The sequence below is a fragment of the Ruegeria sp. HKCCD6119 genome, from assembly GCF_013110585.1.
In the GTDB taxonomy this organism is placed as follows: Bacteria; Pseudomonadota; Alphaproteobacteria; order Rhodobacterales; family Rhodobacteraceae; genus Ruegeria.
Genome location: NZ_WVQV01000001.1, coordinates 1,015,011 through 1,041,094, shown reverse-complemented (window position 1 = coordinate 1,041,094; position 26,084 = coordinate 1,015,011). Strand labels below are relative to the sequence as shown.

The window sequence follows — 26,084 nt, the reverse complement described above, 5'->3', positions numbered from 1 at the left end:
CTTCAGCGCTCTTGCAGGATCAACAGGCTCAGCGCGGCACGCCGCGCGGTGTCTTCCAGGCCCACGCGTCGGAAGGTTGCGATTGCTGCGGTCAGATCCACCAGATTGCCCCGTGCACCATGCGCAAACAACTGCATGGCTTCCAGTATGGCTTCACCAAGTTGACCATTGTCCAGCAAGGCGTCGATGTCGTTGGGTACGGGTGCCGCCCATGCAAACCCCTGAGAAACCGCGTCGGCCAACGGAGAAGGAGAAACCGCCCGCCCCGGATCACCCTGCGCCAGCGCCGCAAGAAACAGGGTATCGATCGAGTTGTCCGGCGCTGATTGCGCAGCCTGTTCGTACAGGCCAGACAGCATCAGAATGCGCCAGCGCAGGTTTTCAGTCGCCGGCACCGACAGCGAAACCTTTGACAGACGCTCGGCGAACAATTCGGCGAAGGGCACTTCAAGCCCGACGCTGCGCATCTGCTGCCAGACCGCCGGCAGCGTTTTTCCGATGGCTTCAGCGTTTCGCGTATCCAGCGCGCTTTCAAATCGTTGGATGGCCGCGACCCTGTCCCAAACTGCACCGGACGCTGCCGGGGACCTTTCGGTATAAAGTCCAAGCAATTGATTGGGCGTCAAAGCGCCAATGCGTGTAAGCCGTTCGGCGGCTTCGATCTGCGCTTTCCATCCGGCCACATCCCGAAGATCCGCGTTGGCGAAAGCGCGTGGCAACGAGGCGGAAGGAAGCCGTTCTCCGATCGCTTCGAACAGTCGGAAACTCAATGGATCCGGGTTTTCAGGTTGGGGCAGATAAGCCGCGCCTTCATAGAGTTCAGGGCTTAGAAAACGATCCAGAACCGCCAGCTCTGCCGGCGGCAGGATGTTCAGGGCATGCGCTGCCTCAAGCGTCAACGCGGCCGATGCCCAATCTCCGCGTCGGGCTTTACAGAACACTTGCGCGGCGTAGTCCTTTGACAGGTGCGGATCGGCGATAAGGGCGGTGCAGCTGCGATCCTCATCACCGGTCAGCAGCGTTGCGTCAAACCAACGCTGAAACCGATCCTGTGTATCGGTCGGCCCAGCCAGTTGAACCAGCGATTGCACGGGATCAGCCGCACCCAGTTGCATCAGACGGTCCAGCCGCGCCAGCAGCATAATCTCTTGCGCATCAGGGCCCGCCGGTGCGCGGGTTTCCGACAGAAGCAATGTAAACAACAGGCGTTGCATGGTCGGGTTGTCGCGAACGGGCGTCTTCGCGATCAGCTCTGCCAGCCGGTTCGCATCGCTGCCTTGCCACAAATCCACGGGCAACCCGGTGACGGATGATGCGACCAAGCCCAAAGGTTGCGACAACGCTTCAAGCGGCGTGACCTCAATTTCGGGCAATCCGCCGTTCTGTGCCACCGGCGGTTCCAGCAATACGGTTCCGGGCAGGTTTTCTGGCGGATCCGCAAGCCATTCGATCGCTGATAACGGGGTTTGCGCATGTGCCGATCCCGCCAGAAAGACCGCCAACAACGCCTGTTTAGTTGACATCCAATACGACCGGTTCGCGGATTTCACTTTGAGGCGCAGAAAAATCCGCGCCAAAGAATGGGCCAACATAGGCGTAGGCGACGAGCCCAATGAACACCAGGCAAAGAACATATATCAGGAATTTGATCAGTCGGCCCATGGCCCCACGCTGCCTCAATTTTTGATTTTGGCCAAGTTATAACTGGCATTTTTTCCAAGATCACGTCATTCACGTTTAAATGAGCGAAATTAAGCATAACACACATTCGACAGACACACAGGGTGGTTTTGATCTGCACAAAACCGTGGTTCTGGTGGGTATGATGGGGGCTGGCAAGACAGCGGTGGGTCGCGCGTTGGCCGCACGTCTGGGTGTTCCGTTTCTGGACAGCGATGCCGAGATCGAATCAGCCGCCAACATGACCATTCCTGAAATCTTTGAGCGTGACGGCGAACCTTTCTTTCGCACCAAGGAATCGCAGGTCATCGGGCGCTTGCTGGATGAACAAAAAGGCATTCTTTCAACGGGTGGGGGGGCGTTTCTCCAGCCGGAAAATCGTCGCATCATCGCCGAAAAGGGTGCTGCCGTCTGGCTGCGCGCGGATCTGAATGTTCTGTGGAACCGTGTGCGCCACAAAGACACCCGTCCTCTGCTGCGCACCGCCGATCCCTATGCGACGCTGAAATCCCTCTACGAGGCCCGCGTGCCGGTTTATGCTCAGGCCGATCTGACAGTGGATTCGGATGGCGAGACCTCGATCGAAAATATGGTTGGCCGCGTTGTCGACGCTCTGTTGGCGCGCCCTGATGTTTTGGAACTCAAATAAATGCACCAAACAGTACATGTGGACCTGGGTGACCGATCCTATGATGTTGAAATCGGTCCGGATCTTCTGACGCGGGCAGGGGGCTGGATATCACCACTTCTGGCCCGGCCAAAAGTCGCGGTTCTGACGGATGAAAACGTGGCCGGTCTGCATCTTGAGGCGCTGCGCGCCGGGCTGAATGCCGCGGGGATCGAGATGACCGCACTGGCGCTGCCCGCCGGAGAGGCAACCAAAAGCTGGCCGCATTTCGAGCGCGCCGTCGAGTGGCTGCTTGCAGAAAAAGTCGAACGCCGGGATGTCGTCGTAGCCTTGGGGGGCGGCGTCATCGGAGATCTGGCAGGCTTTGCAGCGGCGGTTTTGCGGCGCGGTGTTCGCTTTGTGCAGATTCCAACGTCATTGCTGGCGCAAGTGGACAGTTCGGTCGGTGGAAAGACCGGGATCAACGCACCACAGGGCAAAAACCTGATCGGCGCGTTTCATCAACCCTCGCTGGTTCTGGCGGATACCTCTGTTCTGGGGACCATGACCCAAAGAGACTTCTTGTCGGGCTATGGCGAGGTCGTGAAATACGGATTGCTTGGCGATGCAAAGTTCTTTGATTGGCTCGAGGCGCACGGGCCAAGCGTTTCCTCGGGTGACATGGCGGCCCGTGTGCATGCGGTGACGCGCTCGGTGCAAATGAAGGCCGACATCGTCGCGCGGGATGAAACCGAACAAGGTGACAGGGCTCTTCTCAATCTGGGTCACACGTTCTGCCACGCCCTGGAAGCTGCAACAGGGTATTCTGACCGCCTTCTGCATGGCGAAGGTGTGGCAATTGGCTGCGCGCTGGCGTTTGAGTTGTCGTCTCGGCTGGGTTTGTGTTCGCAAGAGGACCCAAGCCGGGTGCGCGCGCATTTGCGTGCGATGGGGATGAAGACGGATCTGGCCGATATTCCGGGCGAATTGCCAAGCGCCGAGGCGTTGGTGGATCTTATGGGACAGGACAAGAAAGTCGTGGATGGCCAGCTTCGGTTTATTCTGGCGCGTGGGATCGGAGAGGCGTTCGTGACCTCAGATGTGCCGAAAGATGCGGTCCTTTCGGTTCTGTCGGATGCGCTTGCCACGGCTTGACCTAAAAGCCTAGCGCCCCTGAATGACCATCAGTTCACCGATGTTCTCGCGCGTGATGTAACCCATCATGCGACCACCCCGAGTGACCACAGCGATGGCCGGAGCGCCGTTGTGCAAGTGCTCCAGAACGGTCTCGAGACCGGTGGTAAGCGAAACTGCGGGGACCGCCGCGTCCATGATCGACGTGGCGGGCGCAGATCTGGGTTGGTCACTTGCCAGCGCAGCAAACAGCCGTTCACGCGTGACGAATCCCAGCAGGGCCTGGCTTGAGTCCAATACAGGGAATTCGTGTTGAGTGGTGTGGATCACGGCTTGCGCCGCGGTACTCAGCGTATCTTCGGGGGAAAGCGCGTGAAATTCCGTGATCATCGCGTCCCGCGCCAGAACCCGGCGCGCTGCGGATCGCAGGGCGACTTCCTGGCTTTCGGCGTTGGCGGCGATGAACACGAACACGGCGATGAGCACCAGAAACGGGTTGCCTGAACTCAGCCCCAAAAACCCCAGACCCACCGCAACGATCTGACCTCCGACAGCAGCCACGCGTGTTGCTTTGACGCGATCCATGCGCAGGCACAGAAGGGCGCGGAAAACGCGCCCTCCGTCCATGGGGAAGGCCGGGATCATGTTGAATACGGCCAGCAGCAGGTTGATGTAGGCCAGCCTGTTCAGAAACCCGATACCCGGTGAATCGATCTGGGAAAGCGTCTCGATCGGCACTCCTGCTCCGAAGGCGACCAGTATGACCCAGATCACGATGTTCACCGCCGGACCTGCAAGTGCCACAAGCACTTCTTGCATCGGTTTTTCCGGCATCCTTTCAAGACGGGCCAACCCGCCGATCGGCAACAATGTTATGTCTGGGGTCTTGATTCCAAAGCGCCGCGCCATGAGGGCATGACCGAATTCATGCGCGACCACACAGGCAAACAAGGCCAGAACAAACAACAGGTTGTCTATGGCGACCGGCAGGCCACCGGCAGAATAGGCCGCAAAGCCCACCCAGGTCAGAAGCAGGAAAAACGTGACATGGACCCTCAGTTCGGAACCGAGCAATCGGCCGAGAGAAAAGGACCATGTCATGTCGTGTCTCCGAATTTCCTAGAACGGAATCTCGTCGTCGTCGATGCCACCCGATGCCGGTGCCGGGGAACTGGACGGACCGCCGTAAGGGTCTCCGTACCCGCTGCCACCGGCCTGGCCGCCGCCGTAACCACCGCCGCTGCCTTCGCCGCGCGCATCCAGCATCACGAGGGTTGAGCCAAAGCCCTGCAGGACAACTTCAGTAGAATACCGGTCCTGGCCAGACTGGTCCTGCCACTTGCGGGTCTGAAGCTGCCCTTCGACATAGACTTTAGAGCCCTTGCGCAGGTATTGCTCGGCCACACGGACCAGACCTTCGTTGAATATGGCGACCGAGTGCCATTCCGTGCGTTCGCGGCGTTCGCCCGTGTTGCGGTCTTTCCAGGTCTCTGACGTGGCAATGCGTAGATTGCATACTTTTCCGCCGTTCTGGAATGTCCGCACTTCGGGATCACGACCCAGATTTCCGACCAGAATGACCTTGTTGACTGAACCCGCCATGTAATTCCTCGTTCTGTTTTCGCGTATGTGCGCCGAATCTGGCGCGACTTGTTTCGTGAGACCCTATACGGCCTGCATCATGGATGAAAACAGTAGATACAACAGTGTTGGGCAAGAGTCTTACTTTGGTCTTTACCAAGCTTTCATTTTTCGTGGGAATACCTATAATCCGACTGGTTTCTTATCGAGCAGGATAGGCATTGATGCGTTCTTGGGTTGCTGGGTTTTCTGTTGTCTGCCTTGTGCTGGCCGTTTTGCCTGTGCAGGCGCAAACTCTGTCTACCAAAAGCCGCAAGGATATCTTCCTCAAGCAGTCGAAGATTCTGGATTCCCGTGCGGCGACGCAGTATCGCGACTCCGCGCGGTTGAAACCCAAGACATCCCGTACGCATACCGGCAAGCGATATACTGGCAAGTATCGCGGCCAGTATCTGGATCTGGCGAAACAGGCTGCCCGCCTTCACAACATTCCCGAAGACTTGTTCCTGCGCCTTGTTCAGCAGGAAAGCGGATGGAACCCGCACGCGAAGTCTCACAAGGGTGCTCTGGGATTGGCGCAATTGATGCCTCAGACCGCCGAGCTTTTGGGGGTCAACCCGCATGACCCCAAGCAGAATCTCGAAGGTGGGGCCAGATACCTGTCCTGGCAGTATCGCAAGTTCAAATCCTGGCCACTGGCTTTGGCCGCCTACAATGCTGGCCCAAAAGCGGTGGAAAAGCATGGCGGCATACCGCCATACAAGGAAACCCAGAACTACGTGAAGGTTATCTGGGGCGGTTAAACCCGATGCCGCGGCGCAGAACGTCCGGTTCTTGATCCGACGCAACCAGTCCAACTAACCTGAAAGGGTATCGTCCAGCAACTGGTGAGGTCGCCTGATGCCTGTTGACCACCCTGAGATCCCGCAAGAAACGCTGGTTAACTGGCAGCAACTGGTTGATCTGGTCGCGGAATTGGCGGATGTGCCCGCAAGCCTGATCATGAAAACCGACGCACCGGATCACGCGGTGCTGATCACTTCGGATCATCCCGAAAACCCGTATCCGGTTGGTTTGAGTTTCCAGTTGAATCCCAAACTTTATTGTCAGGGCGTATTGCAACGGGACGGAGAACTGGTGGTTGAGGATGCAGCCTGCGATCCGGATTGGGCCGACAATGACGATCTGGAACATGGAATGACATTTTACATCGGCCTGCCGCTGAAATGGCCCGATGGATCGGTGTTCGGAACGATTTGTGTTCTGGATCGAAAGCAGAACCGGCGTGCCTTGTTGTTCCGCGAAGGGTTGGCGCAGTTCGCACGCATGGTCGAGTCGGATTTGGCTTTGTTGCAAGAGGTTTACCTGCGCCGCGCGCTGGAAGAGAAACTCAACGAAACACTGGCGCAGCTTGAAACCCGTGTCGCGGATCGTACCCGTGAATTGCAGGAAACCAACACGGCGCTGCGCGTCCTGCTGTCCAGTCTGGATGACGAACGCAAAAACCGCGATCACGAAATTGTCGAACAGGTGCGCGGCCGAGTTCTGCCCTATCTGGAAAAGGTTCGAACGCAGCTTTCCGGGGACGAAGCGCAGTATGTCTATCTTGAGTTGGCCGAGAAGAACCTGAACGAGATCACGTCTTCATTGTCGGACAAACTGACGGATGCGTTTGCAGCAATGACCCCGACGGAGATCGAGATTGCGCAGATGGTCATGTTTGGAAAAACAACCAAGGACATCGCCAAGGCCCTGTCCCGAGAAACATCGACAATCGATTTTCACCGCAACAACATCCGCCGCAAGCTGGGCCTTGAAGGGCGCAGCAAGAACCTGCGCAGTCATTTGCTCTCGATTTCGTGAACACGGAATATGGGGGTTTCCCCCATATTCCGCCCCCATTTTTTCGGTCTGAGCCAAGATGCCTTGGCTTGTTACCTTTGATTGGGACGTGTGGAAAACCTGCATATGTCCAACAGAGAGGTACGCAAAAATGGATCGCAAAGATCTGAAACCAACCATCCTGAACGGGGACAAGGATCATTTGGCGCCGGGGCTGTCTCGCCGGTCGTTCTTTATGGCGGCGGGGGCTGCCGGTGTCGGTGCGACTGCTTCCGTACTGGGCGCAAGACCGGCTCAGGCGCAGTCTCAGGCGTGGCTACAGCCGGGCAACAACAACCACGTGATAGATCTGCAAGGCGCAACGGGTCAGGCCAGCACCGGGACGGTTGGCATCGACTATTATGGTCATTGTGCGATCAAGATCACCTCGCCCAATGGCGCAACAGTGCTGTTTGATCCCTGGCGCGATGATCCGTCGGGCGCTTGGGGGCTTTGGTTCCGCAACGAATTCCCGCAAATCCCGGTGGATATCACCCTGTCGACCCATGCCCATTTTGATCACGATGCGATTGAACGCCCAAGTTCGACCATGGTGCTGGATCGCATGGTGGGCAAGTTCGAGTTTGCAGACATCAAGATCACCGGTTTTGCCGACAAGCACGCCTGTGTCGCGCCCGGATGGTATGACTGGACCAATGCGCTGGCCGAGTTCGGTGTGGAAGCCTGCCCGCCGAACAACGTGGGCCACATGGATATGGTCGTCTATCTGGTCGAGACCGGCGGCATTCGAACGCTGATCTGGGGCGACAACCGCCACAACCCGCCACAGGAGTTCTGGGACGCGATCGGTCGGGTGGATGTTCTGACGCTGCCGGTTGATGGCTCGGAACATATCCTCAGCTTCGATCAGGGCAACGACATCGTATCCAAGCTCCAGCCCAAGGTGATCATCCCCACTCATTACCTGAATGAGGTCACATCCTACACGCTGACCACTCTACAATCTGCCGACGACTGGGTGAAAGCTCAGCAGAGCTACAAGATGCTCGACAGTGCCAGCCTTCTGCTTGAAGCCGGTGGCATTGCAGGAATGAACCAGGAATTCATGCATTTCGGCAACAACGTCATGACCGGCTGACGAATTACCGGGGTCGCCACTCACGCCACTCCCAAGCGCCGCCTGTCTCCCCACGAACCGCGGCGCCAATAGAAAGGGCCGGTTCCTGACCGGCCCTTTCTCAAGGTTCAGAAACGGGTTTACTCCGCCGCGACTTTGATCACCGGCTCCATCCGGGCCAGAATATCTTCGGCCAGGTGGCATTTGATCTGGTGGCCATCCGCCAGCGTCTGCACCGGCGGCACGTGGGATTCGCACCGACCGTCAGGCACCTCGGATTTCCATCGGCAACGCGTCTGGAACGGACAGCCTGGTGGCGGGTTCATGGCCGAGGGAATATCGCCTTCCAGAACGATATGCTGCTTTTCGATCGAGGTATCCGCAATCGGAACCGCGCTCAGCAGCGCCTCGGTATAGGGGTGATAGGGCGGGGCAAAGACCTGATCCGTGGTGCCCAATTCCACAACATGGCCCAGATACATCACCATGACCCGGTCACTGAGGTAACGCACGATGGACAGATCGTGGCTGATGAACAGCAGCGTGGTCTTGTGCTGTCGCTGTATCTCCATCAACAGATCCGTCACGGCAGCCTGAACCGACACATCCAGCGCCGAGACGGGTTCGTCCGCCACAACGATACGTGCATCGCCGGCAAAGGCGCGCGCGATACCCACGCGCTGTTTCTGACCACCGGACAGCTGTCGCGGCATCCTGTCTGCAAAGGCGCGCGGCAGCTTCACCAGATCAAGCAACTCCAGCATCCGCTTCTTGCGCTCGGCTTCAGAGTTTCCGACACCAAAGATTTCAAGCGCCCGGATGATCTGACGGCCAACGGTCATCGACGGATTCAGCGTGTCGAACGGGTTCTGGAAAACCATCTGAACTTCGCCGATCGTCTTGGCATCGCGTTCTTCGATGGGCACCTGTTCGATGTTGCGGTTGTCCAGCAGGATCTGCCCGTCTGTGGCCGTCTCCAATCCCATAAGCACCTTGGCGAAGGTGGACTTGCCGCAGCCGGATTCCCCCACGATGGCCAGTGTCTCGGATTCGTGCGCCTCGAAGCTGAGCGTTTCGTTGGCCTTCACAACCTTCTTCTCACCGCCGCCAAACAAGGCATTTGCCGCAACCTCGTAATATTTCTTGAGGTTGTCCATTTTCAGAACCGTTCGGCCAATCTCACCCTTTTCTTTCTGATCGGCCAGCGCAAGTGGGGCGTTCCAGTCGATTTCCTGGAATTTAAGGCAGCGGGTGTGGTGCCGGTCATTTCCGGGAACGGCCTCCATCAGGATTTCCTTCGCGTCACAGCGCCCCTCTTCGAAATAGTCGCAGCGCGGTCCGAAGTTGCAACCCGGAGGCCGCTCGTGGGGCAATGGGAAGTTCCCCGGAATAGCCACCAGCGGACGCGTGTTCTTGTCAGCCCCCGGCAGCGGGATCGAACGGAACAGCGCCTGTGTATAAGGGTGCTGCATCTCGTCGAACACATCCTTGATCGAGCCACGCTCGACCGCTTCACCCGAATACATCACGCACAGACGGTCGCAGGTTTCCAGAACCAGCCCGAGATTGTGCGAGATGAACAACATCGAGGTGCCGTATTTCTTGCCCAGATCCTTGACCAGTTCAACCACGGCGGCCTCGACGGTCACGTCCAAAGCCGTTGTCGGCTCGTCCAGGATCAACAGCGCCGGTTTCGACATCAGCGCCATCGCAATCACGATCCGCTGCTGCTGACCACCCGACAGTTGGTGCGGAAACGAATTCAACATCCGTTCGGGGTCTGGCAGGCGAACGTCCGTCACCACTTCCAGCGCACGGGAATAAGCCTCTTCCTGACTTACCCCCTCGTGGATCATCGGCACTTCCATCAATTGTTTGCCGATCTTCATCGCCGGATTCAGCGATGCCATCGGCTCCTGATAGATCATCGCGATTTCATTGCCGCGAATGTCGCGCAACTCTTCAGCCGACATCTCTGCCAGATCGCGGCCCTTGAACTTTATCGTGCCCCCGACGATGCGACCGTTCTTGCCAAGATCCTGCATCACGCCCAGTGCCACGGTCGATTTGCCACAACCGGATTCACCAACCAACCCTACGGCTTCGCCGGGTTCTACGCTGACTGAGAAATCCATCACGGCGGGGATTTCCCGCAGGCGGGTAAAGAATGAGATGGACAGCTTGTCGATCTCCAGGATCGGGCCGTCATAATCCGCCATTTTGCTCATTTTTCTTACTCCTCACCAAATGCGGGTGTCCCCTTCATCTGGCCAAAAATATCCCGGGGGGTCCGGGGGGCTGGCCCCCCAGCCTCGATCACATCAGTCCTTCAGGCTTTCCTCGCGAAGACCGTCCGCCAGCAGGTTCAGACCAAGAACCAGCGACAGCAGGGCAAAGGCAGGAGGAAGGGCAGGGTGCAGGTAGATCGACAGCAGCTTGCGCCCCTCGTTGATCGTGGATCCCCAGTCCGGGCTTTCCGGCGGAAGGCCCAGTCCGAAGAAGCCCAAAGTCCCCAGAAGAATGGTGGTGTAACCGATGCGCAGACAGAAATCGACGATCAGAGGGCCACGGGCGTTGGGCAGGATTTCCCAAAGCATGATGTACCACGGCCCTTCGCCGCGTGTCTGGGCCGCAGCCACGTAATCGCGGGTTTTGATATCCAGCGCCAGGCCGCGCACGATACGGAAGACCGTGGGCGAGTTGACGAAGACCACCGAGACGAACACCACCAGGATACCGCCGGGGATATCGAACAGGTCCAGATAGGTCGGCAGGCCCCAGATCCGGTAGGCGTCGGTATTGATGATGTAGCCACCGGTCGAAATCAGCGACAGATACAGCCAGATCGCAACACCCAGAACACCGATCAGCAACGGTGTACGGAAATTCGGGCGCGTGTAATAGCGCGAATTCAGCAATACGCCGATGAACAGGATCGGAAACACGAACAGCACGGCCGCCATGTAGTTCGGCACCCCGGTCGCCACGATCTCTGGCGTCACCAGCAGGTAGAACAGCAGGATCACCGGAAAGGCGAGGATCAGGTTGGCGAGGAAGGACAGGAACGTATCAAAACGTCCCCCATAGTAGCCGGCGGGAAGCCCCAGCGTAATGCCGACCATGAAGGCGAACATCGTTGCCAGCGGTGCAATCTGCACCACGACCCAGGCCCCCTTGACCATCCGGCTGAATACGTCTCGCGCCAGATTGTCACCGCCCAGAAGATACCAGGCATACTCGCCGTCCTCCAGATTCGGCAGAGGTGTTCCCGGCACTTTGTTCTTCATGCCAGAGATCTGTGTCAGCGGGTCATGGGTCACGATCAGATCAAGCGCGCCGAAGATGCCGGTAAAGACCCAGAACATCACAAGGCCAAAGCCGATCATTCCGATGGGGCTGTCATACAGTTTGCCGTACAACCCCAACCGTCGTTTGAAGGCGATGGACATGGCGAACATGATGATCAGCGCGACCCATACGGGCAGGAATTGCTGGGAAATGGCGCCGATGATCCCTGCACCAGTGCCCATCAGGATGCCCAGCACCAGATAAGCCACGGCCAATCCCACGCTGGCAAGGAAACTGTAATGCAGCACAAGCTGGATCAATCCACGGACACCGCCGCCAGAACTGACGGATCCATCCGGATTCACGACAATCTGCTGTTCAGGCAAAAAGATACTGGCGATGATCCAGACCAGGATCGACAGGAAAAGTGCTGCCAGTGCAATCATCAGCAGCGGGTTCAGGAAGGCGATAGAGCCGGTCCAGGTTAGTGGTTCCATAATCTCACCCTCCTTATGAAATGCGAATGCGCGGGTTGAGGTAAACGTAGCCGATATCCGAGATCAGCTGCGTTATCAGAACCACAAAGACCGACACGACCGAAATCGCCAGCAGAAGCTGGATGTCGTTGTTGCCAGCGGCCTGAACCAGCGCCCAGCCGAAACCCTTGTAGTTGAACAGGGTTTCAACAATCACCACGCCGTTCAGCAGCCACGGGAACTGCAACATGATAACCGTGAATGGCGCGATCAATGCGTTGCGCAAGGCGTGTTTCATGACGATGTTCGGGAACGAGACACCTTTCAGCCGTGCGGTCCGGATGTATTGCGCAGTCATCACTTCAGTCATCGAAGCGCGGGTCATCCGGGCGATATAGCCCATACCGTACAGCGCAATGGTGAGAACCGGCAGAAAGAAGTTCTCGAATGTCGGGTTCTCCATCGCTTGAGTCGCGGTTCCTTTGAACCATTTCAGCCCCACGGTGGACGAGGTAAAGATCGCGATGAAGATAACGCCCGATACGTATTCCGGTGTCGCTGTCGTGACGATCGAGAAGGTCGACAATGATCGATCCAGGGCCGATCCCTCTCGCATCCCGGCCAGAACACCAACGATCAGGGCGGAAGGCACCATCAGGACCAGAACCCAGAACATCAGGTATCCTGTATTGCCCAAACGCTTGCCAACGATGGTTCCGACTTCTTCCTTGAAAACGGTCGAGTATCCCCAATCGCCCTGAAGAACACCGCAATATCTTGCCGTGTCCTCTGCCGTCGAACCGGGCCTTGTGCAGGTTCCCACGAACTGGCCGTCTTCCAGGGTATTCTGGAACCCGGGCATCACGCCCAGCCATTGGCCGTATTTCACGAGCGTCGGCTGCAAGTAGCCGCGGTTTTCCAACCAGGCTTCGACCTGCTCATCCGACATACGCTGGTTGCCCTGCGTTTTCGCCAGCTTTTCAAGGTTCGGGTATAGGTTGGTCAGGAAAAAGACGACGAATGTCAGACATAATGCCGTAAGCAGCATCACTCCGAACCGTCGTAGGATGAATAGTCCCATGGTGGCCCCTGTTGTTCAGGTATTCCGCAGATCATTGGACCATTTTCTGGCCTCGGACGTCCGACCCCGCGTCGGCAAGTCTGCGGCTGGAAAGGGGCGCCCGTGTCAGGCGCCCCTCGTGTGTGGATTGCAGTGCTTAGGCAGCCCAGCCCCACTTGTAGTGATGGTGTTCGAAGGTCACATGCATGTCGGTTCCAACAAGACCCTCTTTCATGTGGCGATAGAGCGAGCGCCAATAGGGCTGAATAGTAACCCCATCTTCCTGAAGCAGTGCTTCGCCACGCGCCATGACTTCGCGACGCTTGTCCGCGTCGGCAATGGCCAGCGCCTCTTCCAGAATGGCGTCAAACTCGGGGCTAGCATAGCCGAACTCGTTCCAGGCTTCGCCCGTACGATAAGCAAGCGCCCAAATCTGAACACCCAACGGACGCGGGTTCCAGTTGGTCGAGCTGAACGGGTACTTGGCCCAGTCGTTCCAGAAGGTATTGCCCGGCAGAACGGTCCGCTTGACCTTGATCCCGGCATCGCGCAGTTGCGCGGCAACGGCATCTGTGGTGTTGCGACGCCAGTCATCGTCGATCGAGATGATCTCGTGCTCGAAATCTCCGAAACCGGCTTCGTCCATCAACGCCTTGGCTGCTGCGGGATCAACCTTTTGCGGCGGAAGCTCGGCGTATTCCGGATGCAGCGGCGCCACGTGATGGTTTTCCGCCGGCGCTCCGCGACCGCCATAGCCCAGTTCCAGACAAACTGAATTGTCTACGGCCATCTGAAGGGCTTGCCGGACACGTTTGTCCGCATAAGGCTTTTGCCCGTCGATCTCGGCCAGCTGGTTGGGACGAATAACGATGGTCGCGGCGGTCACCACTTCTGACTTCACATAGCCAAGCCCGTCCATCACGTCGATGAATTCACCCACCGATTCATACAGCATGTCGACTTCGTCGGATTCCAACGCTGCCAACCAGGCAGAAGGGTCGGTTCCGTAGTCGATGTACTCGATACGGTCCAGGGCAGGGCGGCCGTACACTTCTTCGCCCCACCAGGTGTGATCCGGGTTGCGAACCAGAACGGCTTTAACGCCAACCTCAAGTTCGTCCATCAGATATGGGCCGGTTCCCACATTGTTCAGCAGGTCAGTCTCGCTGAACGAGCTGTGAACAATCGCGCCGGGATAGTCGGCCATGCCCGGAATAAGGGTGATATCCGGCTTTGGCAGGTTCAGTTTGACCGTGGTTGCGTCGACGACTTCGATGACACCCTCACCGGCCTGACCGGTATCCGCGTCAATCAGGGTTGCAAAGCGGCCCGCCATCGAGTTGGTTTCCGAGCTCTTGTCACACCAGCGCGCGATGTTGCGGGCAACGTCGTCAGCCGTGAAATCGTCGCCATTGTTCCACTTGACGCCCGGACGGACATTCAGAGTGTATTCGGTTGCGTCATCGTTGACTTCCCAGCTTTCCAGCAGCATGCCGCGGAATGAGCCGTCCGAGTTGTACTCGACCAGATATTCCAGCGTGCCGCGCGTCACGTTTGCGATCTGCGACCAGTCATAAGTTCTGGGATCTTTGAGGGCGCGGACTTCCTGCTGCACACGCAGCGTGCCGCCTTCCTGCTTTGCTGTTTCGGCCGAAGCAGGTGTCGGCAATCCGATCATGCCATAGGCCGCTGCGGCAGTAACCCCAAGACTGGTTGCGCGTGTCATGAATTCCCTTCGGCTTAGCTTGCCGTCGCGGTATTCCTGAGCGTGCATCGCTGCCGCCCAGTGCACCTTGTCTTCGGTGGATACGGTATTCGTCATGGATGTCTCCCTGTGACACTGATTTTGTTGATTGATTTTGGCTCTACGCGACCCGGTTTCTTACGGTCGCCAGAGTGAAGGATTTTGTTTTTTGGACTCTGTTCATCCCCATGTCGTTATTCGGCACCAGATTTCAGATAAGGTCAATGTTCGAAATCGTCATAAGTAGTACAAAAACGACATTCGCGATCAGTTGAAGTCGTGGAGAAGCATTTCTTCTGGCAGCCCAAAGCGATGCCGGTTTCCCCATTATTTTCTTAGTTTGTTAAGGGAAATCGCAGCAAATCATTAAGTTCTCTTAAGCTTTGAGACTTGGCGGCGCCTTGCTTTTGCAGAGTCAAAAGTGCCGGGTACTAACAAGAGGGATCGACGTGATTCCAGGCCTTCATTCGGGCGCGAAACCAGGTGCGCTGACGCTTGGCGAACTGCCGCGTCGCTATGGTTGCGCGCTCTCGCGCCTGATCCAAAGTCATCGCGCCGTCCAGATATGCCCTGAGTTCCGGCACGCCTATGGCCTTGCAGGACGGAAGGGTGGGATCGAACCGGTCCTGCATGGCACGCACTTCCTCGATCGCGCCCTGTTCCAGCATCTGGTCAAAGCGGCGTTCTATCCTGTTCAGCAGCCATGCTTTATCAACGTCAAAAACGATCGGCAGGGTCTCGTTCAGCGGAAGTGCCGGTGGGGGCGTTTCGGCTTGCCACGACAACAGGCTGCGACCTGTGGCGCGCTGCACCTCCCATGCGCGTTGCACGCGGGCACGGTTGTGTATGTCCAGCTTTGCAAGCGTGTCTGCATCGACCCCCTCCAGAAGGTCTACCATGGGCATCTGATCGGCCTCGGCCCGAACTTCGGGTGGCGTCGCAGGAATTTGGGCCATGCCTTCGGTCAGGGCCGAGAAATACAATCCGGTCCCACCGACAATGATCGGGCGCTGGTGCCCCGTTAACAGAGGCAGGACCTCTCGCAGCCAATGGCCGGTAGAATAATCCTGATCATAGGCGACGTGCCCGTACAACAGATGCGGCGCGCGGGCTTCTTCCTGGGCGGACGGCCGGGCCGAGATGACGCGCCAGCAGTCATAAACCTGACTCGCATCCGCATTGACGATAACCCCGCCATGCCGTTCGGCGATCTCCAGAGCCAGTGCTGATTTCCCGGACGCCGTGGGCCCCGCGATCAGAACCGGCTTGTCGTCCGGAACAGGCGGCAGTTGCCGAAAAAGCAGGTCTGTTGATCGCCGGGTCATGCGCGGTTGCCTCTATCCTCACCAACCGCATTGAACCTGCGGAGCTTTTGCTTCATTTTGCGCCGGAAATTAACCCCGTGCCAGCCCGGAGCGCAACATGAGCCTTTCCCCTTCTTCTGAAACAGCCGAGACCCCGAAAACAAAGTACAATCGGGTCATGTTGAAAATCTCAGGCGAAGCATTGATGGGGGATCAAGGATTCGGCTTGCACCCACCAACAGTTCAACGCATAGCGCAAGAAGTGAAATCGGTTCACGATCTGGGCGTTGAGATTTGCATGGTCATCGGCGGTGGAAACATTTTTCGCGGCCTGAGCGGTTCAGCCCAGGGCATGGAACGGACAACGGCGGATTATATGGGCATGTTGGCCACGGTGATGAACGCGCTGGGGATGCAATCCGCACTGGAAGAGATCGGAGTGTTCACCCGCGTGATATCGGCCATTCGCATGGACGAGGTGTGCGAACCCTATATCCGCCGCCGGGCTGTTCGACACCTCGAGAAGAAGAGGGTCTGTATCTTCGCCGCCGGTACTGGCAACCCGTATTTCACGACAGACACCGCAGCCACCCTGCGCGCCAACGAAATGGCGTGCGAGGCGATCTTCATGGGCAAGAACGGAGTGGATGGCGTATATGACAAAGACCCAGCGGAACACGCTGACGCCGTACGCTATGATACCGTGACCTATGATGACGTGCTGGCCAAACGGTTGCGGGTCATGGATGCTTCGGCCATCGCGCTGGCACGCGACAACAATCTGCCCCTGATCGTCTTTGGGCTAGATGAGCCCGGCGGCTTCCGCGGAATTCTCGCGGGCGAGGGGACCTATACCAAGGTTCAGGGTTGAAGCCAAAGGAGTCGCCTGACAATTCCGCAAGCTTTCAAAGCCCCGGCATCGAGCCGGGGCTTTTTTGTTTTGCTTTCGCTTGACGGTTGTGAACGGCCCTGTCTAAGTATCGCTGTCCTTCCAAGACGAAGGGCTGCCCCGTGTTTCGTCGGCCAAAGGCCCAAGCACAGGCTGGGCTGGAAGACCTGCCATGATTTCTGAGATGTCCGGAAACATGCGCGGGCATCTCATTGATCTGACTGCACAACTAAGGAGCAATGAGGCATGAAATCTCTGGATATCGATTTCGTTCGGGCGCAGTTCCCGGCCTTTTCAGAACCCAGCCTGCAAGGGCAGGCGTTCTTCGAAAATGCAGGTGGGTCTTACACCTGCAAACCAGTAATCGACCGGCTGACGCGGTTCTACACGCAGCGCAAGGTTCAGCCTTACGCCCCATATGAGGCCAGCCGCCTTGCGGGTGCCGAAATGGACGAGGCGCGTGCGCGTATGGCTGCAATTCTGGGAGTCGACACGGATGAGTTGAGTTTTGGCCCTTCAACCACCCAGAACACCTATGTCCTGGCGCAGGCGTTCCGGCAATGGATGAAGCCCGGCGAGGCGATCGTCGTGACCAATCAGGATCACGAAGCCAACTCTGGCCCATGGCGTCGTCTGGTCGAGGCCGGGATAGAGGTGAGGGAATGGCAGATCGACCCCGAAACCGGGTCGCTGAACCCTCAGGATTTGGAAAACATGCTGGACGAAAAAGTGCGTCTGGTCTGTTTCCCGCATTGCTCAAATGTCGTTGGCGAGATCAATCCGGTCACCGAGATCACTGCTATTGCGCATGCGGCGGGTGCGTTTGTCTGCGTTGACGGCGTATCCTACGCCCCGCACGGATTTCCTAATGTTGGTGATCTGGGGCCGGATATCTATTTGTTTTCTGCCTACAAGACCTATGGCCCGCATCAGGGGTGCATGGTCATCCGCCGCACATTGGGTGCGCTGTTGCCCAACCAGGCGCATTATTTCAACGGTGACGTGCTTTACAAGCGGTTCACCCCGGCTGGCCCCGATCACGCGCAGATTGCGGCCAGTGCAGGCATGGTGGATTATGTTGAGCTGCTTTGCGCCCACCATGGCGGGCCCGAGACGGGCGCGGCGGAACAGGGCGTATTTGTCCACGATCTGATGCGATCACACGAAGTGTCGTTGCTGCAACCGGTTCTGGATGCGGTAAAGGATCGAAACGCTGTGCGCCTGATCGGTCCTTCCGATGCCAGCCGGCGCGCGCCCACCGTCGCGCTTTCGTTGAACCGTCCGGCTGAACCGGTTGCGGCGGAACTGGCGCAATACGGTGTCATGGCGGGTGGCGGAGACTTCTATGCGGTGCGCCCCTTGCAGGCGATGGGCGTCGACCCGGCGCAGGGTGTTTTGAGGGTCAGCTTCACCCATTACACCACGAAGCAGGAAGTTGATCAGCTTTTGGAGGCTCTTGAGCGCGTTTTGTGATCCACTACTCTTGAGGGTGCGTAGAAATCAAAAAACCTCAAGGGCGTATTGTGAAGCAACAGCAGGCTCCGATCATTTTGTGGTTTCGACGGGACTTGCGTCTGTCGGACCACCCCGCGTTGACTGCGGCGGCCGAAAGTGGCCGTCCGGTCATACCTTTGTTTATTCATGACCATCTGGTCGAACAGATGGGGGCCGCGCCGAAGTGGCGGTTGGGCTTGGGGTTGGAGGCTTTCAAAGCGTCACTGGCCGATATGGGCAGCCGACTTATTTTCCGACGCGGCGCCGCGCTTGAACAGGTGCAGCAGGTTGTGGCCGAGACCGGCGCAACCTCCGTCTTCTGGTCCCGCGCTTACGATCCGGCCTCAATCGAACGTGACAGGAAGATCAAGTCTGTGCTTACAAAAGAAGGAGTGACGGCAAAGTCATTTGCCGGGCATCTTCTTTTCGAACCCTGGACCGTCGCCACCAAGTCGGGGCATCCATTCAGGGTCTACACACCCATGTGGCGTGCGGTTCAGGGGCGGGATGTACAATTTCCCAATGCGCGGGTTGCCGATTTGCAGGCGCCGGTGTCGTGGCCCGCTTCTGACAAATTGAGCGATTGGCAGATGGGGAATGCCATGAACAGGGGCGCGGCCGTCGTTCGCCCTCATGTAAAACCCGGCGAACAGGCCGCTCTGGATCATCTAGAGGCGTTTCTTGAGCGAATTTCTCACTATTCCAACAACCGGGACAGGTTGGATCAGGACGGAACGTCCAACCTGTCGGAATACCTGTCTTTGGGTGAAATTGGACCGCGTACAGTCTGGCATATGGTCCAAAGGGCCGCATTGACCGGTACACCCGGTGCCGATGCCTATCTACGTCAACTCGTCTGGCGCGAGTTTGCCTATCACCTGATGTATCACACGCCCCAACTGGTGGCTTCCAACTGGAAGCCGGAATGGGACAGTTTTCCCTGGAATACTGATCCGGACCATCCCGAAGTCACTGCGTGGCGGCAGGCCAGAACTGGAATACCTGTTGTCGATGCCGGGCTGCGGCAAATGTATGTGACGGGTCGAATGCACAACCGGGCGAGGATGATTGTCGCAAGCTATCTGACCAAGCACCTGATGACTCATTGGAAAATAGGGATGACATGGTTCGAGGATTGCCTGATCGACTGGGATCCGGCCTGCAATGCCATGGGTTGGCAGTGGGTTGCTGGATCTGGGCCCGATGCATCCCCGTTTTTTCGGATTTTCAATCCCCAGACACAAGCCGAAAAATTCGATCCTGACGGGAATTATACGCGTCGCTGGATCGCTGAAGGTTACACCGAACCCAGTCAATCCGCTTTGTCGTATTTTGATGCCGTCCCGCGTTCATGGGGGCTGCGTCCGGATGCGGATTACCCCAAACCCATAGTTGAATTGCCCGAAGGGCGGACACGCGCGTTACGCGCATATGAAAGCCGAAAACCCCACTAAGGAACTGAAAACTTGCCAGAAACAATTTCGCCGCCTAGCTTTGTGGGCGTACCGCAGAGGGGAGAGCGGATGATCCTGACGACGACCGAAGGGCAAAAAGACCTGCCCAGATATTTCACCCAGGTCTTTAAAATGTTGAACCGGATGGAAACCGGGCGTCTTGATATCAGACTACCCGACGGTCGCACGTTTCGCGCAGAAGGCGCAAAGGCCGGGCCGGTGGCACAGGTCGATATTCACGACGACGATGTCTTTGCGCGCCTGATCCGCGAAGGAGAACTGGGTTTCTCCGATGCGTATCTGGACGGACATTGGAGTACACCCGATCTGCGATCTTTCATGGATCTTGTGCATCTTGGAACCGAGACCGTTTATGACGGGTTTACGGGTCAGTTTCTTGTTCAGGCCTATGAACGGCTGCGGTTCTGGCTGCACAGAAACAACAGGGCCCAAGCCAAGAAGAATATCTCGTATCACTACGATCTGGGTAACGACTTTTACAGTTCTTGGCTGGATGACACGATGACCTATTCCAGCGCGATTTTTGAGTCTGGGCAGGAAAGCCTCGAGAAGGCCCAGATCGCCAAATACGCAAGTCTTGTGGATGAGATGGGTGCCAAACCGGGTGATCATGTGCTGGAGATCGGATGTGGCTGGGGCGGCTTCGCGGAATATGCCGCAAAGGAACGAGGTTTGCGTGTCACCGGCCTGACCATCAGTGAGGAGCAATTCAAGTACGCCAAGGAACGTATTGAAAAAGCTGGTCTATCAGATCGGGTTGAATTCAAGCTGCAAGACTATCGGGACGAACGCGGGGTCTATGACGGCATCGCTTCGATCGAAATGTTCGAGGCCGTGGGTCAGAAATACTGGCCGGTCTATTTCGAAACCGTTCGTGAGAGGTTGAAGCCCGGTGCCCAGGCAACCTTGCAAATCATCACGGTGGGTGATCACCGCTGGGATTTTTACAAGAACGGCGTTGATTTCATTCAGAAATATATCTTTCCCGGCGGGATGCTTCCGTCGCCGACCATCCTGCGTCAGCAGATCGATCAGGCCGGGTTGAAAGTCGTGCATTCGAAGGAATTCGGGAAAAGCTATGATCTGACTCTGCGCCGTTGGTATGAAACGTTCAACGACAAATGGGATCAGATCTCGGACATGGGGTTTGATGAGCGTTTCCGCCGCATGTGGAATTATTATTTGACTGCGTGCGGCGCGGCCTTTGACACGGGCAATTGCGATGTGACACAGATCACAATAGCAAAATCAAGTTAACTCACGGACCGTCACATGCCCACTGCCTCGCGTCTCGTCGCCGCTGTTTGTCTCGTCGTGCTGGCCTTTCTTGTTTCAGGCATGGTTATCGAAAACGGTGAAGAGGGTAAGGACTATGGCTACTTCACCTATGTGAACATGGCTCTTGGTGCGATCTGTGGTTGGAAAATCATGGGCAAGCGCGCTGGGCGTGGTTGGACCGCGGGCATAAACAACGGCCTGACCGGCGTTGCTTCGCTGATTTTCTGGGCACTGTTCGTGCAGGGGTGCTACCGCATGTTCGACCTTGCGATGCGCAATCGATATGGCGGCCCGTTCGAAGCTGTGATGGCGATTTTTTCGATCGGTATCGATTATGGCAAGCAGCTGATCTATCCCGAAATTCTGGTTACGCTTGCAATAGGCGCCGTTGTCGCCGGTCTGGCCACGGAACAGGCCAGTCGCAAATGGCGCTGAATCGTTTCGTCACAAGAGAGATTGAATTTGTCTGATTTGTTTTTCTATGGAACGTTGCGGTATCTGCCGCTGTTGCAGCGTGTCCTGGGTCGTCCGCTGAGCGAAATAACGTTTCACGCTGCCAAGCTGTGCGATCACGCGGTTCACGCGGTCCAGGGGCAGGATTTCCCGATGATCCTGTCCGCCAAGGGCGCCGCTGTCGAAGGTCTGCTGGTGCAGGGCCTGTCCTCCGATGATCTGGCCAGACTGGCTTATTACGAAGGATCCTTCGACTATGACCTGAAATCGTTGACGGTCATTCTGGAGGACGGGGGCGAAGCACAGGCGCAGGTCTTTTTCCCGACCCCGGGCGCGTGGCAACCCGGTGAGTTGTGGTCGTTGCAGGGCTGGGCGGACAAATTGGGCGAGGTTACGGCGCTCGCCGCCGAAGAAGAAATGGCCTATTTCGGCAAAGTCGATCCCAAAACCATGGCGCGCAGCGTCCGTGCCATTCAAACCCGTGCCTGGGCAAAGATCATGGCCAGGCAACGGCGAACCGGCGATCCACGGAACATAGCCGAAGACGTAATCGTGCACCGGCACGAACGCGTTTACGTCGACTATTTCGGGATGGAGGAAATAGACCTTCAGCACCGGCAGCATGACGGCAGCATGGGTCCGGTGCTGCACCGGGGCGGTTTGATGCAGGGCAGCGCCGTGTCCGTTCTGCCCTATGACCCGATCCGCGACACCGTGCTTCTGGTCGAGCAGTTCAGACCGCCGGTGTTTTTGATCGATGATCCAGAGCCCTGGCTTTGGGAAGCGGTTGCCGGGATGATCGACCCCGGCGAAACGCCGGAACAGACGGCACATCGCGAGGCCATGGAGGAAGCAGGAGTTAGATTTGACAGGCTGGAATATGCGGGCGGCGCGTATTCCTCCAGCGGGTCGTCTACGGGTTTCATGTATCTTTATGTCGGACTTGGCAACTTGACCCAGACAACCATCACCGGTGGCTTGGACACAGAGGGTGAAGATATCCGCAGCCGGATTCTGCCGTTCGACGAGTTTATCGATATGACGGACCGCCATCTTTTCAAGGATTTGCAACTGGTGTCCCTTGCGTACTGGCTGGCCCGCCATCGGGATCGTTTGCGCGCGTGACTATCTCGCTTGTGGTCGCGGCAGTGCGGCTGTAAATCTTCGAATATACCAAATGACAAGGGGCGACCATGCGCATTGCACGAGATCTTGCTGACGCAGTAGGAAAAACACCGTTGATCCGGCTGCGCCGCATCAGCGAAGAGACTGGATGCGAGATTCTTGGCAAAGCCGAGTTCATGAACCCGGGTCAGTCGGTAAAGGATCGTGCTGCTCTTTTTATCATCAAAGATGCCATCGCACGCGGGGATCTGAAACCGGGCGGTACCATCGTGGAAGGCACTGCCGGCAATACTGGTATTGGTCTGGCTCTGGTCGGTGCGTCGATGGGATTCAAAACGGTTATCGTTATCCCCGAGACCCAGTCGGAAGAAAAGAAGGATATGCTGCGTCTGGCTGGCGCTCAGTTGGTTCAGGTGCCAGCAGCCCCGTATCGCAACCCCAACAATTTCGTGCATTATTCCCGCCGTCTGGCCGAGGAACTGGCGCAGACAGAACCCAATGGCGCCATCTGGGCCAACCAGTTCGACAATGTGGCAAACCGACAGGCACATGTGGAAACCACGGGGCCCGAGATCTGGGAACAGACAGGCGGCAAGGTTGACGGGTTCGTCAGCGCGGTCGGGTCGGGTGGGACATTGGCAGGCGTGGCCCAGGTTTTGCAGCCCAAGGGCGTCAAAATCGGTCTTGCCGATCCCATGGGGGCTGGCCTGTATTCGTATTACACGACGGGTGAGATCGCGATGGAAGGTGGGTCGATCGCCGAAGGCATCGGGCAGGTGCGTATCACCAAGAACCTGGAAGGGTTTACACCGGATTTTTCTTATCAGATCACCGATAACGAAGCGCTGCCCTACATCTTTGATCTTCTGCGTGAGGAAGGTCTTGTCATGGGCGGCTCAACCGCGATCAACATGGCAGGGGCGGTGCGCCTGGCCAAGGAAATGGGGCCAGGTCATACCATCGTGACCATCCTGTGCGATTACGGCACTCGGTATCAATCAAAGCTGTTCAACCCCGAGTTCCTGCGAGAAAAAGAGCTTCCGGTTCCGGATTGGATGACCGAGGCACCACGCAGCATTCCCGGCGTATTCGAGGACGTGTGATGCTTGGACAGGTCCGCCTGTTTCTGACCCTGCTGTTCCTGAGTTTCGTCGGCTTTTCGAATAGCGCTGTCGCGCAACTGACGGATCGTCAAAGCGAGTATTACCAAGGTTGGATCAAAACGGCGAGCCGGGCCGAAGCCGTGATCGAGGCGAACCGGGCATCCGACGCTGCGCTAGAGAATTTACGTTCGGAAATAAGCAGATACAGGGAAGACTTCAATCAGGCTCGTGGGGCAAATACCGACCGGATCACAACGCTTGAAAGTCAGCTAAAGGCGTTGGGCCCCAAACCCGAAGGGGACGCGACCGAACCCGAAGACATAGCCAAGCTTCGCGCGCATTTGGAAGAACAGCTCAACAGTCTGCGTGTGCCGCGCATCATCTCCGAAGAAGCCTACAGTCGAGCAAATGGGCTGATCAGCGAAATTGATCAGATCATTCGCGCGCGGCAGAAAAAAGAGTTCTTCGAACAGGGCCCGTCGCCGATCAACCCGGCGTATTGGGGGCCGGCATGGGTGGACGTCAAAGAGGCCATTCTAAGCCTGGCAAACGAAACGATCACTAACTTTCGTTCAGATGTCGTACGCGAACAAATTCGCGCGCGCGGGCTCGCGATCTTCATACTTCTGATCATTTCAGCCGTGTTGCTGATCTTTGGCAAACGGTGGTCCGAAATTGGAGGCGACTACCTGAGGTTGCTCGGCGGGGCCGGGACGGGGGTCTGGTCGTTCGTAATCTCACTACTGCGCATTTTGTTGCCATGGATCGGTGTGGTGGCCGTGGTCACGGCGATCAGTCTCACCGGCGTTCCGGGGCTGCGGGGCAGCCTTTTGCTTCAGAATGTTCCGTATTGGGCTGCGATCGTGTTTTTCTATGACTGGATTGGTCGCCAGGTTTACGTGATCGGCGCGTCGCAAGGGTTCAAGCGTCTGTCCGCGGCACGCATCACCGAACTGCGCGTGTATATCGATCTGCTCGCCCTGATGCTGGTTCTGCACGAATTGGCGTTGCTGTTCGAACGGATCGAAAACATCTCCGACGCGACCCGTGCCGTGGTCAGTTTCCCGATCATTGTCGCTACAGCTTTGTTGTTGTTGCGAATACGCCAGATTCGAACAACGGACGGGCCACCGGATCAGGCTGCCTCGACCCGTTCCGCAGGGTTCAGCCAATTGGTCGAATTCCTGCGCCGGGCTTTGTTCCTGTTGGGGATCGTGTCTCCTTTGTTGGCAATTTTCGGATTCACCAATGCGGCCGAAGCCATCGTGTTTCCTGCGGTCAAGACACTGGTGCTGATCGGGGCCTTGGTCATCCTGCAACGGTTCATCAGTCAGATTTACGGCTGGGTCACCGGGCAGGGCGAAGCCGCGGGGGATTCGCTTTTTTCCGTACTGGTCGGGTTTGCATTGGCCATCTTGGCGCTGCCAGTTCTGGCGATCTATTGGGGTGCGCGGGAAACTGATCTGCTGGAAGCATGGTCGCGCCTGCTGCTTGGTTTTGATATCGGTGGCGTCACAGTTTCGCCCAGCAACTTTCTGACCTTTGTCGCCGTGTTTGCAATCGGTTATACGCTGACGCGTCTGTTGCAAAGCGGGCTGCGCAATTCGCTTCTGCCGAAAACCAACATAGATCCGGGTGGCCAAAACGCGATTGTCGCTGGTTCGGGATACGTTGGCATATTCCTTGCCGCGTTGGTGGCAATCATGGTGGCCGGTTTTGATCTGTCATCGCTGGCGATCGTCGCTGGCGCGCTGTCTGTTGGCATCGGCTTTGGTTTGCAGACAATCGTGTCGAACTTCGTTTCTGGCATCATCCTTTTGGTCGAGCGTCCGATTTCCAAGGGGGATTGGATCGATGTGAATGGCATGATGGGATATGTTAAGGACATTTCCGTTCGTTCGACCCGAGTCGAGACCTTTGACAGGACGGATGTCATCGTTCCTAACTCTGACCTGATCAGCGGTGTTGTAACAAACTATACCCGCGGCAACACGATCGGGCGGGTGATCGTTCCGGTGGGTGTTGCATACGGAACTGACACGCGCCAGGTCGAAACCATTCTGGGCGAAATCGCCAACAACCATCCGATGGTTTTGGCCAACCCGGCGCCAAGCGTTGTGTTCCAGGGGTTCGGCGCAGATTCCTTGGACTTCGAAATACGGGCGATCCTGCGGGATGTGAATTGGGCTCTGTCGGTAAAATCTGACATGAACCATGAAATCAACAGCAGATTCTCGGAAGCAGGGATCGAGATCCCGTTCGCACAACGTGATGTCTGGTTGCGAAATCCCGAAACCCTGCGGGCATCTGGCCCGAGCAAGCAGGAGCCTTCTGTTTCTGTGCAGGATGAGCCACGCAAAGTCGCAGAGACTCCGGCGGATTTGACCGAGGCGGATATGGACCTGGGTGCCAGTGATGAGACATGAGTGGCCCA

General features: G+C 57.2%; 21 protein-coding genes. 13 read left to right on the top strand and 8 right to left on the bottom strand.

The features are described from left to right. Positions 1-2: 2 nt before the first annotated feature. Positions 3-1,523, bottom strand: a complete 1,521-nt coding sequence (locus tag GS611_RS05250; protein ID WP_171632944.1) for a hypothetical protein — start codon at positions 1,521-1,523, stop codon at positions 3-5. A 218-nt stretch (positions 1,524-1,741) separates the two neighbouring features. On the opposite strand from GS611_RS05250, the gene GS611_RS05245 reads away from it, so the two are divergent. Both GS611_RS05245 and aroB read left to right on the top strand, forming a co-directional pair. Further along, positions 1,742-2,329, top strand: a complete 588-nt coding sequence (locus tag GS611_RS05245; protein ID WP_171116289.1) for a shikimate kinase — start codon at positions 1,742-1,744, stop codon at positions 2,327-2,329. Next, positions 2,330-3,442 carry a 3-dehydroquinate synthase gene (aroB, locus tag GS611_RS05240; protein ID WP_171231767.1) on the top strand — a complete coding sequence of 371 codons (1,113 nt, stop codon included), beginning with the start codon at positions 2,330-2,332 and terminating at the stop codon, positions 3,440-3,442. A 9-nt stretch (positions 3,443-3,451) separates the two neighbouring features. Here aroB and GS611_RS05235 read toward each other — a convergent pair whose 3' ends face one another. Both GS611_RS05235 and ssb read right to left on the bottom strand, forming a co-directional pair. Beyond that, positions 3,452-4,522, bottom strand: a complete 1,071-nt coding sequence (locus GS611_RS05235) for a site-2 protease family protein (RefSeq protein WP_171632940.1) — start codon at positions 4,520-4,522, stop codon at positions 3,452-3,454. Positions 4,523-4,540: 18 nt separating this feature from the next. Then, complete coding sequence (ssb, locus tag GS611_RS05230) at positions 4,541-5,023, bottom strand: single-stranded DNA-binding protein (RefSeq protein WP_171632938.1); 483 nt, start codon at positions 5,021-5,023, stop codon at positions 4,541-4,543. Positions 5,024-5,226: 203 nt separating this feature from the next. On the opposite strand from ssb, the gene GS611_RS05225 reads away from it, so the two are divergent. The 3 genes from GS611_RS05225 (at position 5,227) to GS611_RS05215 (ending at position 7,982) form a co-directional block, all read left to right on the top strand. Continuing rightward, a complete protein-coding gene (locus GS611_RS05225) occupies positions 5,227-5,805 on the top strand; it encodes a lytic transglycosylase domain-containing protein (RefSeq protein ID WP_171632935.1) in 579 nt (192 codons plus the stop codon). A gap of 97 nt (positions 5,806-5,902) precedes the next feature. Beyond that, the gene (locus tag GS611_RS05220) at positions 5,903-6,865 is read left to right on the top strand and encodes a LuxR C-terminal-related transcriptional regulator (protein ID WP_171632933.1); all 963 of its coding nucleotides are present in this window, start codon (positions 5,903-5,905) and stop codon (positions 6,863-6,865) included. A gap of 130 nt (positions 6,866-6,995) precedes the next feature. Next, the gene (locus tag GS611_RS05215) at positions 6,996-7,982 is read left to right on the top strand and encodes an MBL fold metallo-hydrolase (protein ID WP_171632932.1); all 987 of its coding nucleotides are present in this window, start codon (positions 6,996-6,998) and stop codon (positions 7,980-7,982) included. Positions 7,983-8,101: 119 nt separating this feature from the next. On the opposite strand, the gene GS611_RS05210 is transcribed toward GS611_RS05215, so the two are convergent. From GS611_RS05210 to miaA, 5 genes are all read right to left on the bottom strand, one after another. Then, complete coding sequence (locus GS611_RS05210) at positions 8,102-10,189, bottom strand: ABC transporter ATP-binding protein (protein WP_152457768.1); 2,088 nt, start codon at positions 10,187-10,189, stop codon at positions 8,102-8,104. A gap of 93 nt (positions 10,190-10,282) precedes the next feature. Further along, entirely contained in the window at positions 10,283-11,746 is a 1,464-nt protein-coding gene (locus GS611_RS05205; protein ID WP_171632930.1) for an ABC transporter permease, read from the bottom strand. 13 nt (positions 11,747-11,759) lie between these two features. Continuing rightward, on the bottom strand, positions 11,760-12,806 hold the full coding sequence (locus GS611_RS05200; protein WP_171632927.1) for an ABC transporter permease: 1,047 nt from the start codon (positions 12,804-12,806) through the stop codon (positions 11,760-11,762). Between the two features lie 136 nt (positions 12,807-12,942). After that, positions 12,943-14,607 carry an ABC transporter substrate-binding protein gene (locus GS611_RS05195; RefSeq protein WP_171632924.1) on the bottom strand — a complete coding sequence of 555 codons (1,665 nt, stop codon included), beginning with the start codon at positions 14,605-14,607 and terminating at the stop codon, positions 12,943-12,945. Positions 14,608-14,960: 353 nt separating this feature from the next. Beyond that, positions 14,961-15,854 (bottom strand): tRNA (adenosine(37)-N6)-dimethylallyltransferase MiaA, encoded by an 894-nt coding sequence (gene miaA, locus GS611_RS05190; RefSeq protein WP_171632922.1) that lies wholly within the window; start codon positions 15,852-15,854, stop codon positions 14,961-14,963. A gap of 97 nt (positions 15,855-15,951) precedes the next feature. On the opposite strand from miaA, the gene pyrH reads away from it, so the two are divergent. From pyrH to GS611_RS05150, 8 genes are all read left to right on the top strand, one after another. After that, positions 15,952-16,704 carry a UMP kinase gene (gene pyrH / locus GS611_RS05185; RefSeq protein WP_152457773.1) on the top strand — a complete coding sequence of 251 codons (753 nt, stop codon included), beginning with the start codon at positions 15,952-15,954 and terminating at the stop codon, positions 16,702-16,704. A gap of 264 nt (positions 16,705-16,968) precedes the next feature. Next, entirely contained in the window at positions 16,969-18,195 is a 1,227-nt protein-coding gene (locus GS611_RS05180) for an aminotransferase class V-fold PLP-dependent enzyme (protein ID WP_171632918.1), read from the top strand. A gap of 50 nt (positions 18,196-18,245) precedes the next feature. Then, the gene (locus tag GS611_RS05175) at positions 18,246-19,670 is read left to right on the top strand and encodes an FAD-binding domain-containing protein (protein WP_171632915.1); all 1,425 of its coding nucleotides are present in this window, start codon (positions 18,246-18,248) and stop codon (positions 19,668-19,670) included. A 69-nt stretch (positions 19,671-19,739) separates the two neighbouring features. Further along, positions 19,740-20,948, top strand: coding sequence for a cyclopropane-fatty-acyl-phospholipid synthase family protein (locus GS611_RS05170; RefSeq protein ID WP_171632913.1), 1,209 nt, complete (start codon positions 19,740-19,742; stop codon positions 20,946-20,948). A 15-nt stretch (positions 20,949-20,963) separates the two neighbouring features. Next, entirely contained in the window at positions 20,964-21,404 is a 441-nt protein-coding gene (locus GS611_RS05165) for a TrgA family protein (protein ID WP_171632910.1), read from the top strand. Positions 21,405-21,431: 27 nt separating this feature from the next. Further along, positions 21,432-22,547, top strand: a complete 1,116-nt coding sequence (locus tag GS611_RS05160) for an NUDIX domain-containing protein (RefSeq protein ID WP_171632907.1) — start codon at positions 21,432-21,434, stop codon at positions 22,545-22,547. Between the two features lie 68 nt (positions 22,548-22,615). Next, complete coding sequence (locus GS611_RS05155) at positions 22,616-23,650, top strand: cysteine synthase A (protein ID WP_171632905.1); 1,035 nt, start codon at positions 22,616-22,618, stop codon at positions 23,648-23,650. Beyond that, positions 23,650-26,076 carry a DUF3772 domain-containing protein gene (locus GS611_RS05150; protein ID WP_171632902.1) on the top strand — a complete coding sequence of 809 codons (2,427 nt, stop codon included), beginning with the start codon at positions 23,650-23,652 and terminating at the stop codon, positions 26,074-26,076. The genes GS611_RS05155 and GS611_RS05150 overlap by 1 nt, the downstream gene beginning before the upstream one ends. The last annotated feature ends 8 nt before the right edge of the window (positions 26,077-26,084 follow it).

What these genes read in the sequence shown, in the direction of transcription:
- GS611_RS05250 (WP_171632944.1), bottom strand. Translation starts at nt 1,523, where the DNA reads ATGTCAACTAAACAGGCGTTGTTGGCGGTCTTTCTGGCGGGATCGGCA.
- GS611_RS05245 (WP_171116289.1), top strand. Translation starts at nt 1,742, where the DNA reads ATGAGCGAAATTAAGCATAACACACATTCGACAGACACACAGGGTGGT.
- aroB (WP_171231767.1), top strand. Translation starts at nt 2,330, where the DNA reads ATGCACCAAACAGTACATGTGGACCTGGGTGACCGATCCTATGATGTT.
- GS611_RS05235 (WP_171632940.1), bottom strand. Translation starts at nt 4,522, where the DNA reads ATGACATGGTCCTTTTCTCTCGGCCGATTGCTCGGTTCCGAACTGAGG.
- ssb (WP_171632938.1), bottom strand. Translation starts at nt 5,023, where the DNA reads ATGGCGGGTTCAGTCAACAAGGTCATTCTGGTCGGAAATCTGGGTCGT.
- GS611_RS05225 (WP_171632935.1), top strand. Translation starts at nt 5,227, where the DNA reads ATGCGTTCTTGGGTTGCTGGGTTTTCTGTTGTCTGCCTTGTGCTGGCC.
- GS611_RS05220 (WP_171632933.1), top strand. Translation starts at nt 5,903, where the DNA reads ATGCCTGTTGACCACCCTGAGATCCCGCAAGAAACGCTGGTTAACTGG.
- GS611_RS05215 (WP_171632932.1), top strand. Translation starts at nt 6,996, where the DNA reads ATGGATCGCAAAGATCTGAAACCAACCATCCTGAACGGGGACAAGGAT.
- GS611_RS05210 (WP_152457768.1), bottom strand. Translation starts at nt 10,189, where the DNA reads ATGAGCAAAATGGCGGATTATGACGGCCCGATCCTGGAGATCGACAAG.
- GS611_RS05205 (WP_171632930.1), bottom strand. Translation starts at nt 11,746, where the DNA reads ATGGAACCACTAACCTGGACCGGCTCTATCGCCTTCCTGAACCCGCTG.
- GS611_RS05200 (WP_171632927.1), bottom strand. Translation starts at nt 12,806, where the DNA reads ATGGGACTATTCATCCTACGACGGTTCGGAGTGATGCTGCTTACGGCA.
- GS611_RS05195 (WP_171632924.1), bottom strand. Translation starts at nt 14,607, where the DNA reads ATGACGAATACCGTATCCACCGAAGACAAGGTGCACTGGGCGGCAGCG.
- miaA (WP_171632922.1), bottom strand. Translation starts at nt 15,854, where the DNA reads ATGACCCGGCGATCAACAGACCTGCTTTTTCGGCAACTGCCGCCTGTT.
- pyrH (WP_152457773.1), top strand. Translation starts at nt 15,952, where the DNA reads ATGAGCCTTTCCCCTTCTTCTGAAACAGCCGAGACCCCGAAAACAAAG.
- GS611_RS05180 (WP_171632918.1), top strand. Translation starts at nt 16,969, where the DNA reads ATGAAATCTCTGGATATCGATTTCGTTCGGGCGCAGTTCCCGGCCTTT.
- GS611_RS05170 (WP_171632913.1), top strand. Translation starts at nt 19,740, where the DNA reads ATGATCCTGACGACGACCGAAGGGCAAAAAGACCTGCCCAGATATTTC.
- GS611_RS05165 (WP_171632910.1), top strand. Translation starts at nt 20,964, where the DNA reads ATGCCCACTGCCTCGCGTCTCGTCGCCGCTGTTTGTCTCGTCGTGCTG.
- GS611_RS05155 (WP_171632905.1), top strand. Translation starts at nt 22,616, where the DNA reads ATGCGCATTGCACGAGATCTTGCTGACGCAGTAGGAAAAACACCGTTG.
- GS611_RS05150 (WP_171632902.1), top strand. Translation starts at nt 23,650, where the DNA reads ATGCTTGGACAGGTCCGCCTGTTTCTGACCCTGCTGTTCCTGAGTTTC.